Origin of the sequence: Kitasatospora sp. NPDC059973, assembly GCF_042737525.1 — a bacterium.
Lineage (GTDB): Bacteria > Actinomycetota > Actinomycetes > Streptomycetales > Streptomycetaceae > Kitasatospora.
Genome location: NZ_JBHWUI010000058.1, coordinates 33,383 through 46,186, shown reverse-complemented (window position 1 = coordinate 46,186; position 12,804 = coordinate 33,383). Strand labels below are relative to the sequence as shown.

Genomic DNA, 12,804 nt, shown 5'->3' with positions numbered 1-12,804 from the left:
GGCCGACACTCCGTCGGCCGCACGCCGGGGTGGCCCGTACCGGGCGCGCCGTCCGGCTGGGATGATCGGCGGCGGTACGCCGAGCCCACCCCCGGGAGGACCCCCGTGAGCCGACCGTCCGCCGCCCCCGGCGCCGACCTCGCCCGGGAGCTCGCCGCGACCCTGCGCGGCGACGTCCGCTTCGGCGCCGCCGAGCGCACCGTCTACAGCCACGACGCGTCCAACTACCGCCACCTGCCGCTCGGCGTGGTCAAGCCGACCGACCTGGACGACGTCCGGACGGCCGTCGCGCTCTGCCGGCAGTACGGCGTACCGGTGGTACCGCGCGGGGCCGGCACCAGCATCGGCGGGCAGGCGATCGGCCCGGGCGCGGTCGTCCTGGACTTCCGGCGCCACCTGGGCGCGGTGCACGGCGTGGACCCGGAGCGCCGCACCGCCCGGGTCGAGCCGGGCGCCGTGCTGGACCACCTCCAGCGGGCCGCCCGCCCGCACGGTCTGCGCTTCGGGCCGGACCCGTCCACGCACGGCCGGTGCACCCTCGGCGGCATGATCGGCAACGACTCCTGCGGCGCCCACTCCGTCGTCTGGGGGCGCACCTCCGACAACGTGGAGTCCCTCGACCTGCTGCTCGCCGACGGCACCGAACTCACCGTCGGCGGCCCGCTCGGGCCCGCCGAACGCACGGCGCTGCGCGCCCTGCCCGGGCGCGCGGGCCGGCTCCACCGCGACCTCCAGGACTTCACCGACCGCAACCTCGCCGTGATCCGCCAGGGCATGCCGGACCTGCCGCGCCGGACCTCCGGCTACCCGCTGGACGCCCTGCTCCCCGAACGCGGCCACCACCTCGCCCGGGCCCTCACCGGCACCGAGGGCACCTGCGCGCTGCTGCTCGGCGCCACCGTCCGACTGGTCGAGGACCCGCCCGCCCGCGCCTTGGTGGTGGCCGGCTACCCGGACGAGACGGCCGCCGCCGACGCCGTCCCCGCCCTGCTGCCGCTGCGCCCGCTGACCGTCGAGGGCATGGCCGCCGACCTGATCGCCGCGCTGCTCGCCGCCGGACCGCGCCCGCCCGCACTGGACCGGCTGCCCGAGGGCGCCTGCTGGCTCTTCCTGGAGACCGCCGGCGCGACCCCCGCCGAGGCCCTCGAGGCGGCCCGGCGGCTCGCCGACGCCGTCCGCCGGGAGCGCTCCGCCACCACCTCGCTCGTCACCGACCCCGGCGAGCAGCGCCAGCTCTGGGGCGTGCGCGAGGCCGGCGCGGGGATCGTCACCCGGCTGCCCGGCGGCGGCGAGGCCTGGCCCGGCTGGGAGGACTCCGCCGTCCCGCCGGAGCGGCTCGGCGACTACCTGCGCGACCTGCGGGCGCTGCTGCGCCGCCACCGCCTGCGCGGCGTCCCGTACGGGCACTTCGGCGAGGGCTGCGTCCACCTGCGGATCGACTTCCCGCTCACCGCGCCGCACGGGCCGGCGGTGTTCCGGGAGTTCCTGGAACAGGCCGCCGACCTCGCGGTCTCGTACGGCGGTTCGCTCTCCGGTGAGCACGGCGACGGGCAGGCCCGCGCCGAGTTGCTGCCCCGGATGTACCCGCCCGGGATCATCGCGCTCTTCGGCGAGTTCAAGCGGATCTGGGACCCCGACAACCTGCTCAACCCGGGCGCCCTGGTGGACCCGCGCCCGCTCGACGCCGACCTGCGGCTGGCCGGGCCGGTGCGCGCGCTCCCGCTCGCCCTCCCGTACGCGCAGGACGACGGCAGCCTCGCCAAGGCCGTGCACCGCTGCGTCGGGGTGGCCAAGTGCGTGGACCCCGACACCGGGGTGATGTGCCCGAGCTACATGGCCACCGGCGAGGAGCGCCACTCCACCCGGGGCCGCGCCAGGCTGCTCGCCGAGATGCTGCGCGGCGCGGAGGGCGCCATCCCGGACGGCTGGCGCTCACCGGAGGTCAGGGAGGCGCTGGACCTCTGCCTCGGCTGCAAGGGCTGCGCCGGCGACTGCCCGGTCCACGTCGACATGGCCACCTACCGGACCGAGTTCCTGTACCAGCACTACCGGCACCGCCCCAGGCCCCTGTCGCACTACTCGATGGGGTGGCTGCCGCTCTGGCTGCGGGCCGTCGCGCTCGCCCCCGGCGCGGCCAACCTGATCGCCCGGTCGGCCGCCGCCGGCCCGCTGAAGCGGCTCGGCGGGGTGGACCGGCGCCGGCCGGTCCCGGTGTTCCCGCCCGAGACCTTCACCCGCTGGTACCGCCGTCACCGCGCCGCGCACCCCGCCCCGGCCGGCGCCCGCCCCGTCCTGCTCTGGCCGGACACCTTCTCCGACCACCTCCAGCCGAACGTGCTGCGCGCCGCCGTCGAGGTGCTCTCCCACCTGGGCTTCGACGTCCGGCTGCCGGACGGCCCCGTCTGCTGCGGGCTCACCTGGTTTTCCAGCGGCCAGCTGGGCACTGCCCGGCGGGTGATGCGGCGCAGCCTGCGCGCGCTCGCCGCGACCGGGCTGCCCGCCGGCACCCCGGTGGTCGGCATGGACCCGAGCTGCACCGCCACCCTGCGCGAGGACCTGCCCCGGCTGCTCGGCGCCGACGGCCGCCCGCTCGCCGAACGGACGCGCACCTTCGCCGAGTTCATCGACCAGTACGCGCCGGACGCCCCGCTCCCCCGGCTCCCGCTGGACGCCGTCACCCAGACCCACTGCCACCAGCACGCCGTCCTCGGCACCGCCGCGGACCGCCGGGTGGAGGCCCGCACCGGTCTGCGCAACCGCGTCCTCGACTCCGGCTGCTGCGGGCTGGCCGGCAGCTTCGGCTTCGAGCGGGGCCACTTCGAGGTGTCCGTGACGATCGCCGAACGCGTGCTGCTGCCCGAGCTGCGCGCGGCGGACCCGGACACCGTCGTGCTGGCCGACGGCTTCAGCTGCCGCACCCAGATCGCCCACCTGGCCGAGGGCCGCCAGGCCCTCCACCTCGCCGAACTGCTGCAGCGGGGCCTCCGGGAGCAGCACTGACCGCCCGGTGGGAGCGGCGTGCGGCCCTAGACCGCCTGCGGCTCCTGCACCTCCGTCGACCGCGGCGGCTCCTCCGCGCAGACCGCCGAGACGAACTCCGCCAGCCGGGCCTGCGGCAGGCCGCGCGCGATGTCCGCCTCGCTGATCATCCCGACCACCTCGTGCTCCGGGTGGTTGATCACCGGGAGCCGGCGCACCCGGTACTGCTCCATCATCCGCAGCACCTGCTCGGCGTCCTCGTCCGCCTCCACCGTCATCGGCCGGCCCTGGGCGATCTCGCCCGCCGTCACCTGCTCGGGGTCGCGGCCCTCGGCGACGCACTTCAGCACGATGTCGCGGTCGGTCACGATGCCGAGCAGCTTCTGCCGCTCACCGCAGATGGGCAACGCCCCGACGTCGCGTTCCCGCATGATCCGGGCGGCGGAGGCGAGGGTCTCGTGCTCACCCACGCACGCCGCGCCCGGGTGCATGATGTCGCTGGCTCTGGTCATGATCGGCCTCCTGACGTGCCTGCCACTCCCGTCCCTCCATCGTGGTCCGGGCCAGGGGGCCCCGCCACCGGGCCCGGCGCGGGGTGGCCGGCGCCGTTCAGCCGGTCCACCGGCGACTGCTCCAGCACTTCCTCCAGCGGCGGGAGTTCGAGCTGTTCCACCTCCGGCAGCGGCGGCGGTTCGGCCGGTGGCGGCTGCGCGCCCGCCTGCTCGCCGCCGTCGCCCACCGTCTTGCGGTGCACCTCCGCCGCGCTGTCCAGGAACCGCAGCAGCTCGACCGGGAACGGCAGCACCAGCGTCGAGTTCTTCTCCGCCGCCACCTCCACCACGGTCTGCAGCAGCCGCAGTTGGAGCGCCGCAGGAGTCGCGCTCATCACCGCCGCGGCCTCCGACAGCCGCGCCGAGGCCTGGTACTCGCCGTCCGCCGTGATGATCCTCGCCCGGCGCTCCCGCTCGGCCTCCGCCTGCCGGGACATCGAGCGCTTCATCGACTCCGGCAGGGCGACGTCCTTGATCTCGACCCGGTCGATCTCGATGCCCCAGCCCAGCGCCGGGCTGTCGATCATCAGCTCCAGCCCCTGGTTGATCGGCTCCCGGTTGGCCAGCAGGTCGTCCAGCTCGCTCTTGCCGATGATCGAGCGCAGCGAGGTCTGGGCGACCTGCGAGATGGCGAAGTTGTAGTCCTGCACGTTGACGGTCGCCTTCACCGGGTCCTCCACCCGGAAGTAGACGACCGCGTCCACCCGGACGGTCACGTTGTCGCGGGTGATGCCCTCCTGGGCGGGGATCGGCATCGTCACGATCTGGACGTTCACCTTGCGCAGCCGGTCCGCCACCGGCATCAGCCGCACCAGCCCGGGGCCCTGGACCTGCTCGCGCACCCGGCCGAAGCGGAACACCACGCCCCGCTGGAACTGCTGCACGACCCGGACGCTCAGCCCGGCCCACACGGCCACCAGTACGACGGCCGCCAGCACCGCATCGAATATCAGCATCGCGGTCTCCTCGCGCGCACCGCCGCCCCGGCGGTCGCCGCCCCGGCCCGGCCGGGGGCCGCCGGAGCAGCCGGTTCCACGCTACGCCTGCGGAGGCGCCGCCGGAACGGGCCGCCCGTCGGCCGCCGGCCGCCGACAGCCGCGCCTAAGATCGTCCCCATGTCCCAGCCCGCAGCCGACGGCCCGGCCACCGACCCCGAGGACCCGGGCCACCCCGTCGCGGCCGCCGCCCGCACGGCCACGGTCCCCGCGCTGGACGCCGTCGTCACCGGCTGCCGCGCCTGTCCCCGGCTGGTCGAGTGGCGCGAGGCGACCGCGCGCACCAAGCGCCGCGCCTACCTGGACTGGGACTACTGGGGCCGCCCGATCCCCGGCTTCGGCCCGCCCGACGCGCCGCTGGTCCTGGTCGGCCTCGCCCCCGCCGCGCACGGCGGCAACCGCACCGGCCGGATCTTCACCGGCGACCCGTCCGGCGACCTGCTCTACGCCACGCTCCACGCGCTCGGGCTGGCGAACCGCGCCGAGTCGGTCCGGCACGGGGACGGCCTGCGCCTGCACGGGGTCCGGATCACCGACCCGGTGCGCTGCGCGCCGCCCGACAACAAGCCGACCACCGCCGAACGGGACACCTGCCGCCCGTGGATCACCCGCGAGCTGGAGCTGCTGCGGCCGACCGTGCGGACCGTCGTGGCGCTCGGCGGCTTCGCCTGGCAGGCGCTGCTCCCGGCGGTCGCCGCCGCCGGCTGGCAGGTGCCCCGGCCCCGGCCGGTCTTCGGCCACGGCGCCCGGGTCACCCTGCCGGCCGCCGACGGCGGACCGCCGCTGGAGCTGTACGGGTGCTACCACGTCAGCCCGCGCAACACGAACACCGGCCGGCTGAGCACCGTCATGCTGCGCGAGCTGCTCCGCGAGGCCGCCCGTTCGGCCGGTCTGGACCCCCTGCCGGAGCGCCCGGGCGCCGGTGGGGAGCCGTAGCCGTCCGGCGGCCCCTCAGCCCGCCAGTACCTCGGTCAGCAGCCCGCCGACCAGCCGGACGCCGTCCTCGGTGAGGATCGACTCGGCGTGGAACTGCAGCGAGGCGAAGTGCGGGCCGCGCAGCGCGTGCACCTCGCCGGTGTCCGCGTCGCGGCTCACCTCGACCAGGCCGACGCCCTCGCACTCGACCTTGGCCTCGACGCTGCGGGCCGCGAAGGTGTTGTAGAAGCCCACCCGTTCCCGGACGCCGAAGAGGTCGATCTCCCGCTGCACGCCCTGGTTCGGCGCCTCCCGGCGAACCAGCGGGAGGCCGAGCCGCAGGCCGAGCACCTGGTGGCTGAGGCAGACCGCGAAGAACGGCCGCCGCTCCCGGAGCAGCGTGTCGATCGTCGACCGCAGCCGCGCGATCTTGGGGTGGCCCGCGCCTCGCGGATCTCCCGGGCCGGGGCCCATCACGACGAGGTCGTACCCGTCCGGCGCGTACGGCTCGTCGAACCGGCGGACCGTCACCGCGAGGCCGAGCGAGCGGAGCTGGTGGTCGATCATCGCGGTGAAGGTGTCCTCCGCGTCCACCACGAGCACCCGGCGACCGGTCAGGGCGGACCTCGGCCGGGAGCGCGCGGACACCGGTGCCAGCCAGAAGTCGGCGATGCCGGCGTTGCGCCGCTCCAGCGCGGCCCGGACGTCCGGGTGCGCGCCGTAGACGGCCGGGGCCTTGGCCGGGGCCTTGGCCGGGGCCTTGGCCGGGGCCGGGGTCGGGGCCTTGGCCGGGGCCGGGGTCGGGGCCTTGGCCGGGGCCGGGGTCGGGGTCAGGGCCGGGGCCGGGGTCGGGGTCAGGGCCGGAGTCGGGGCCGGCGCCGGGGCCGGTGCCGCCGGGCCGTCCGCCTGAAGGGCCGCGAGCAGGCCCGCCGCCTTCGCCCGGGTCTCGGCCACCTCCTGCTCGGGGTCGGAGTGGCGCACCAGGGTGGCACCCACCCCGATCCGGACCCGGCCCGCGTCGTCGATGTCGGCCGTGCGGATCAGGATCGACGAGTCCAGCGCGGATCCGCCGTGCTCGTCGCGCCCGATCAGCGCGACCACCCCGCTGTAGTAGCCGCGGCCCTGCGGCTCGTACCGGCGGATGACCCGGCAGGCGCTCTCCAGCGGGCTGCCGGTGACGGTCGGGGCGAACAGTGTCTCGCGCAGGATCTCCCGCGGATCGCGGTCGGTGCGCCCCTCGATGAAGTACTCGGTGTGCGCCAGCCGAGCCATCTCCTTGAGGTACGGGCCCACTACCCGGCCGCCCTCCGCGCAGATCCGGGCCATCATCTTGAGTTCCTCGTCCACCACCATGTACAGCTCGTCGGCCTCCTTGCGGTCGGCCAGGAAGTCCATCACCCCGGGCAGGGTCGGGCCGGACGGCGGGTACCGGTAGGTGCCGCTGATCGGGTTCATCACGGCCTTGCCGCCGGCGAGGCTGAGGTGCCGCTCCGGGGTGGCGCCGACGAACGTACGGGCGCCGGTGTGCACGATGAAGGTCCAGTAGGCGCCCGACTCGCCCCGCACCAGCCGCCGGAAGAACGACAGCGCGCTGTGCGTGGTGTAGCCGGTGATGTCGGCGAGGAACGAGCGCTTGATCACGAAGTTCGCGCCCTCGCCCCGGCCGATCTCGTCGGCGACGACCCTGCGCACCGTCCCGGCGTAGGTCTCGTCGTCCACGTCGAAGTGGCCGCCGCCCAGCGTGATCGACACGTCCGGGAGCCGTCGCAGCACCTCGGCCAGCGGCAGCACTCCCTGGTCGGTGACGGTCATCGCGATCAGCGGCTCGCCGTCGTCGGCGTAGGCGTAGCCGCGCTCGGCGATCTGCCGGTAGGGGACGATCGCCAGCACCTCGTGACGGGCGTCCCCGGCGGGGACGGCCCCGGCGGGAACGGGAAGCTCGGCGAGCGTCCCCGGCGTCGACACCGTGCCGACCAGCACGTCCAGCGCGTCCGGCCCGGTCGACTCCGGGCGGTGGATGAGGGCGAAGGGCGGCGGCCGCAGTCCCAGGACGCGGTCCAGCAGGTCCACGGGGTACGGCGCCGTGCCGGCCCCGGTCATGCGCCGGCCTCCCCCGGGCCACCGGCCGCGACGGCGGCCGGCCGGAGCCCCGCGAGGACGTCGTCGGTGGTGACGACCACGGCGCAGCGCTGCGCCGCGTAGTCCAGGGCCAGCCGGTGGTACTCCTCGGAGAAGTCCGCGACGGCGTCCGCCACCAGGAACGGCTGGATGTCGTTGGTGAACGCCTCGACCGCGGACATCAGCACCCCGACGTGCGCGTAGACGCCGCAGAGGACGAGCTGGTCGCGGCCCTGCTCGCGCATCCGGTCCAGCAGGCCGGAGCGGAAGAAGGCGCTGTACCGCCACTTGGTGAACACCCAGTCGGCCGGGGCCGGTTCGAGCGGCTCGACGACCTGCCGGTCGACCGGGTCGACCCGCATGCCCGGCCCCCAGAAGTCCTTCAGCAGGCCGCGCTCCTCCTCGGTCATGCCGCCGGGCTGGGCGGTGTAGGCGACCGGGACCCCCAGGGCGGCGCTGCGCTCGCGCAACCGGGCGGCGTTGCCGACCAGGTGGTCGCGGACGGCCGCGGGGAACGGCCGCAGGAAGTAGCGCTGCATGTCGTGCACGAGCAGCACCGCCCGGTCCGGGTCCACGGTCCACCGGGCGGTGTTGCCGGGCAGGTCGGCCGCGGTCGGCATCGGGTACGGCGCGATGGGGGGTATGCCCGCCATGGCCTTCCTCTCCTGGGTTCCTGGGTCGAATCGCTGGTGGGGCTGGTGGGACCGAGCGCTGTCGAGCGGGAGCGGACGGGCCGCCGGGTGGGTGGTGCGGGCGGCCGCGCCGGTGGGCCGGTCCGGCGCCGCGGCCGCCGGGGGCGGTGGCGTCGGCGGTGCCGGACCGGGGCACGGTGGCGCCGCGGGTACGCGGCGCCTGGGCGGCGGGTGGGCTCAGCCCTGGGCCGCGGCGGCGCCCACCGGGGTCGACCGGCCGGTCAGCCACCAGGCCGAGACCACGGAGAGGGCCTGGCCCGGGTTGAGCCGGGGGTCGCAGAAGCTCGTGTACTTGGCCCCGACCTCGTCGATCCGGGCTTCGCTCTGGACGCATTCGGTCACGTCGTCGGGAGTGGTCTCCAGGTGGAGCCCGCCCGCCGTGCCGCCGGCGTTGCGGACGGCGTGCTGGAACTCCCGCACCTCGCGGGAGATCTCCCGCACGAACCGGGTCTTGAGGCCGTCCGGCGTGCTGACGGTGTTGCCGTGCATCGGGTCGGTGAGCCAGATCACCGGGTGGCCCGCGGCCTTCACCGCCTCGACGAGGACGGGCAGCCGCCCGGCCACCGCCTCGGCCCCCATCCGGGCGATCAGGGTGAGCCGGCCCGGCTCGCGCCGGGGGTCGAGCCGCTCGCACAGGGCCAGCAGGTCGTCAACCGTCATGGTGGGACCGACCTTGCAGGCCACCGGGTTCATCACCTCGGCGAGCAGGGTGACATGGGCGCCGTCGACCTGCCTGGTCCGCTCGCCGATCCACGGCCAGTGGGTGGAGGCGAGCAGCAGCCGCCCCTCGTCGTCCCGGCGCAGCAGGGGGACTTCGTAGTCGAGCAGCAGTGCCTCGTGGCTCGTCCAGACGGGCGTCCCGATGGAGAGGGGCCCGCCGCGGCTGCGCCAGCCCAGGTGTCCCATGACGTCGTAGGCGGTCTGGTAGCCCGTCAGCAGCCTCAACGGGTCGGGGCGCCGCAGCTCCGGGTCGGGCTCCGGACTGTTGACCATGTGCCCCCGGTAGACCGGCAGTTCGACGTTCCCGACCCGCTCGGTGGGGTGGGAGCGGGGCTTGGCGAACTGTCCGGCGATCCGGCCGGCGCGGATCACCGGCTTGCAGGTGTCCAGTTGGAGCGCGCCCGCGAGCAGGTCGAGCACGCCGACCTTGCGGGCCACGTAGCCGGGGGTGCACTCGGCCGGGTCCTCCGCGCAGTCGCCCGCCTGCACCACGTGGGCTTCGCCCGCGGCGACCCGGGCCAGCAGCGCGCGCAGGGTACGGACGTCCTCCGCCTCGACCAGTGCGGGGCGGGTCGCCAGTTCCTTCCGCACCTGGCGGACCAGCGCGGTGTCCTCCCACGGTGGTTGCTGCAACGCGCTTTCCAGTCGGATATCGAGCAGAGTACTTTCCACCGATTTCTCCAAATCGCGAACGGGCGATGGGCGCGGTCGCCCCACGGCCGAGCAGGCGAGCGTCGTGCGCGGCTGTCAACGGAGCCGGAATTCGAATCCACACAGGCCCGGGGGCGCGGTCGCCGCACCGTCGGCGGGACCGGGGAACTTCTCGTTCGTCCTGGGTGAACGTCGATGGAACACGGGGGCGGTGGGCGCAGAGGTCGGGCCGGACCGCCGCATCGCGACGGTGGGCGCCGAACCGTCGGCGGCCTCCGCCACCGTCCAAATCATGGAACAGAACGGAGTGCCGGCCAACGTTCGTCATCGCACTTCGTCAGGTGACCGGCACTTCGTCAGGTGACCGCTACTCCGTCAGGTGCCGAATAGTCCATCAGGTCGCTGCGGGCACGTAGCACCACCGGCGGGCGCACCGGTTCGACGGGGCTCCGAAGCCAGCTCGACGAACTGAATCGCCGTCAAATCATCGTGACAGCAGGACGACAGGCCGACCTGGTGACGTCCGGACGGGGGCCTGCGAGACTTCGGGCCATGAACAGCGACCTCCTCTCCGGCAGAATCGTCCTCATCACCGGCGCGAGCAGCGGCATCGGCGCCGCGGCGGCCCACGTGTTCGCCCGGGAGGGCGCCACCGTGGTGCTCACCGCCCGCCGGGAAGAACGCCTGGCCGCACTGACCGCCGAACTACGCGAAAAGGGAGCCCGCGCCGCGTACGTGGTCGGCGACGTATCCGTCGCCCGAGATGCCGCGAGGGCGGTCGAGTTCGCCGTGGCCGAATACGGGCGGCTCGACTCGGCCTTCAACAATGCGGGGATCGGCGGTGACCGCACCCCGCTGCACCTGATGTCGGACGACGTCTACGACACCGTCATGGACACCAATGTGCGCGGCGTCTTCAACTGCCTGCGGTACGAGATAACGGCGATGCTGGAACAATCCGGCGGCGGCACCATCGTCAACAACAGCAGTGTGGGCGGCCTGGTGTCGATCCCCGCCGCCGCCCCCTACATCGCCTCGAAGCACGCGGTCATCGGCTTCACCAGGGCCGCCGCCGACGAGTACGCCAAGCAGGGCATCCGGGTGAACGCGGTCGCCCCCGGAACCACCCGCACCGAGATCACGGCCGACTGGTTCGGCCGCAATCCCGGCCTGGAGGATCTGGCCAACTCGCTGACGCCGCAGGGGCGTACGGCGGCTCCGGAGGAGATCGCGGAGGCGGCGGCCTGGCTGCTGAGCGACCGCTGCCCGTTCCTGACCGGTACCGTCCTGCCGGTGGACGGCGGCTTCGTCAACCGGTGAGCCACCCCCGGCCACCCGGCGGTGGCACCGTCACCGCCGCAGACCGTTGAACTCGACCCGGAAGGCCGGCTCCCCGCCCTGCGTGCCCGTGACCCGGACGGCGCACCGGGCGGGGTGGCCGGCCGGTGTCTCCTCCGCCTCGATCCAGCACGGCCGGTCGAACTCCACGTACCGCCGGAAGCTGGTGGCGACTCGCAGGGGCAGGAAGGACGACCGGCCCCGGAGGGCCTGCGCGGCCTGGGCCGCGGCCTCCAGCAGGGCCAGCCCCGGGACGTGGTCGACGGGATGGTCGAAGAGCAGGTGGTTGTCGATGTCGTTGCGCAGCAGCCACCGGTGCGGCCGGTCGCCCGGCGCGAGGGCGACGTCGGTGGCGCGCGGCCGGGCCACGAGGTCGGCGGCTATCGGCTCCGGTAACGGCCAGGCGCCCCAGCCGACCCCGAGGCCGTCTCCCCGCACCCGCCGGTAGGCCGCGGGCGAGATCCAGCCGAACTCGGAGTCCGCCCGGGCCGCCACGACGCCGTCGCAGCGGATCAGGATGCCCATCCGCAGAGAGCTGACGGACCGTCGGTTCCGCACGGCGCCCGCCACCGTGACCCGCACGTCCAGTCTGGCGCTCCGGCCGCGTGGCACGCGGAAGTCCGGGTCGATCGTGTAGTCCAGGGTGCTCAACACGGTCTGATGGGTCAGCGGGACGCCGTACTCGGCGTGCGCGACGACCAGGCCGCTCTGCCGGATGGTCTGGGCGAGTATCCGCGGGTCGTACGGCAGACCCACCTGCACGGTCGGCCACCGGACGCCGACCCCGAACTCGTCGGCCCCCAGCCGCTCCCAGCCGGTGACCAGGACGGACGTGCCCCGCCGCAGATGCGCGTAGGCGCCTACGAGAGCAGGCGAAGGAGTGGATGAACGTGGTGCGAGCGTGACGTCTTGCAAGGCCCCCCCTTGGTCTGACGGGTCGGCACAGCTCAGTGGACTGTGCTATTCAAGTACCGGCTCTCCGGTCGGTTTCGAACCATGAGCAAGTCTAGTTCAAGCAATGGTAAAGAGAATGCAGTGGAGGCATAAAGTGTCAAGGCAGGAGCGCGCGATCCATACCCGCCGGCTGATCCTGGAGGCCGCGGCCGAGATGTTCAACGAGCTCGGGTACGACGCCACCACCATCGGCGGCCTCATCGAGCGCATCCAACTCACCCGCGGTGGCCTCTACTTCCACTTCACCACCAAGGAACAGCTCGCCCGCGGCGTGCTGGCCGAGGCGGTGACCATGGAGGGGCTGGCCCCGCAGGCCTTCAAGCTGCAGGAGTGGGTGGACCTCGCCCTGCTGCTCGCCCACCGGCTGCCCCGGGAGCCGATGCTGAGCGCCGCGATCCGGCTGTCCGTGGACGTCAAGTCCCGCGGCCTGTTCGGCACCCGCTGGCCCGACTGGATCGAGGTGGGGCAGGGACTGCTGACCGAGGCGAAGGAGCGCGGCGAACTGCTCGCGCACGTCGACCCGGCCGAGACCGCCCGGCTGTTCGTGGGGGCGTGGACCGGGGTCCAGCTGATCACCGAGACCCTGCCGGAGCGGACCCTCTCCCAGGAGATCTCGAACCTGTTCGCACTCGTCCTCCCCAATGTCGCCAGCGCCGGCGTGCTGGCCAGGCTGGACTCCTCCCCCTACCGCGCGAAGCGCCTCCTGGAGGAGGCCGACCGGGCCGGGGCGCCGTCCCCCGTCGACTGACCGGCCGTCCGGACCACCGCCCGACCACCCTCGCCCCGCCGACCGTGCCGGCCGGCCGGCACGGAATTCGCACCTGCGATTCCCGCGCCCACGCGGCACGACGGGGCAGCCACCGTCCGCGCCGGCCTGTATAAATGAGAACA

General features: G+C 74.4%; 10 protein-coding genes. 4 read left to right on the top strand and 6 right to left on the bottom strand.

Annotated features, from left to right (window positions below; translation table 11 throughout):
• Positions 1–105 precede the first annotated feature (105 nt).
• Complete coding sequence (locus tag ACFWA9_RS17880) at positions 106–3,000, top strand: FAD-binding and (Fe-S)-binding domain-containing protein (RefSeq protein ID WP_380388140.1); 2,895 nt, start codon at positions 106–108, stop codon at positions 2,998–3,000.
• Positions 3,001–3,026: 26 nt separating this feature from the next.
• On the opposite strand, the gene ACFWA9_RS17875 is transcribed toward ACFWA9_RS17880, so the two are convergent.
• The gene (locus ACFWA9_RS17875; RefSeq protein WP_329486479.1) at positions 3,027–3,491 is read right to left on the bottom strand and encodes a CBS domain-containing protein; all 465 of its coding nucleotides are present in this window, start codon (positions 3,489–3,491) and stop codon (positions 3,027–3,029) included.
• On the bottom strand, positions 3,488–4,486 hold the full coding sequence (locus ACFWA9_RS17870) for a slipin family protein (protein WP_380388138.1): 999 nt from the start codon (positions 4,484–4,486) through the stop codon (positions 3,488–3,490). Before ACFWA9_RS17870 ends, ACFWA9_RS17875 begins: the two co-directional genes overlap by 4 nt.
• Before the next feature lie 159 nt (positions 4,487–4,645).
• On the opposite strand from ACFWA9_RS17870, the gene ACFWA9_RS17865 reads away from it, so the two are divergent.
• Positions 4,646–5,461 carry a uracil-DNA glycosylase gene (locus tag ACFWA9_RS17865; protein WP_359833819.1) on the top strand — a complete coding sequence of 272 codons (816 nt, stop codon included), beginning with the start codon at positions 4,646–4,648 and terminating at the stop codon, positions 5,459–5,461.
• Positions 5,462–5,476: 15 nt separating this feature from the next.
• On the opposite strand, the gene ACFWA9_RS17860 is transcribed toward ACFWA9_RS17865, so the two are convergent.
• The 3 genes from ACFWA9_RS17860 to ACFWA9_RS17850 all read right to left on the bottom strand — a co-directional run bounded on the left by ACFWA9_RS17860 (position 5,477) and on the right by ACFWA9_RS17850 (position 9,642).
• Positions 5,477–7,540, bottom strand: coding sequence for an anthranilate synthase family protein (locus ACFWA9_RS17860; RefSeq protein ID WP_380388136.1), 2,064 nt, complete (start codon positions 7,538–7,540; stop codon positions 5,477–5,479).
• A complete protein-coding gene (locus tag ACFWA9_RS17855) occupies positions 7,537–8,211 on the bottom strand; it encodes an isochorismatase family protein (RefSeq protein ID WP_352288788.1) in 675 nt (224 codons plus the stop codon). Before ACFWA9_RS17855 ends, ACFWA9_RS17860 begins: the two co-directional genes overlap by 4 nt.
• Positions 8,212–8,427: 216 nt before the next feature.
• Positions 8,428–9,642 (bottom strand): 3-deoxy-7-phosphoheptulonate synthase, encoded by a 1,215-nt coding sequence (locus tag ACFWA9_RS17850; protein WP_352288785.1) that lies wholly within the window; start codon positions 9,640–9,642, stop codon positions 8,428–8,430.
• 531 nt (positions 9,643–10,173) lie between these two features.
• On the opposite strand from ACFWA9_RS17850, the gene ACFWA9_RS17845 reads away from it, so the two are divergent.
• Positions 10,174–10,941: an SDR family NAD(P)-dependent oxidoreductase gene (locus tag ACFWA9_RS17845; protein WP_380388134.1), complete on the top strand. Its 768-nt coding sequence runs from the start codon at positions 10,174–10,176 to the stop codon at positions 10,939–10,941.
• A gap of 30 nt (positions 10,942–10,971) precedes the next feature.
• Here the strand turns inward: ACFWA9_RS17845 and ACFWA9_RS17840 are convergent, their stop codons facing one another.
• Positions 10,972–11,874, bottom strand: a complete 903-nt coding sequence (locus tag ACFWA9_RS17840; RefSeq protein ID WP_380388132.1) for a ScbA/BarX family gamma-butyrolactone biosynthesis protein — start codon at positions 11,872–11,874, stop codon at positions 10,972–10,974.
• A 133-nt stretch (positions 11,875–12,007) separates the two neighbouring features.
• On the opposite strand from ACFWA9_RS17840, the gene ACFWA9_RS17835 reads away from it, so the two are divergent.
• Positions 12,008–12,661, top strand: coding sequence for a ScbR family autoregulator-binding transcription factor (locus ACFWA9_RS17835; RefSeq protein ID WP_380388131.1), 654 nt, complete (start codon positions 12,008–12,010; stop codon positions 12,659–12,661).
• The last annotated feature ends 143 nt before the right edge of the window (positions 12,662–12,804 follow it).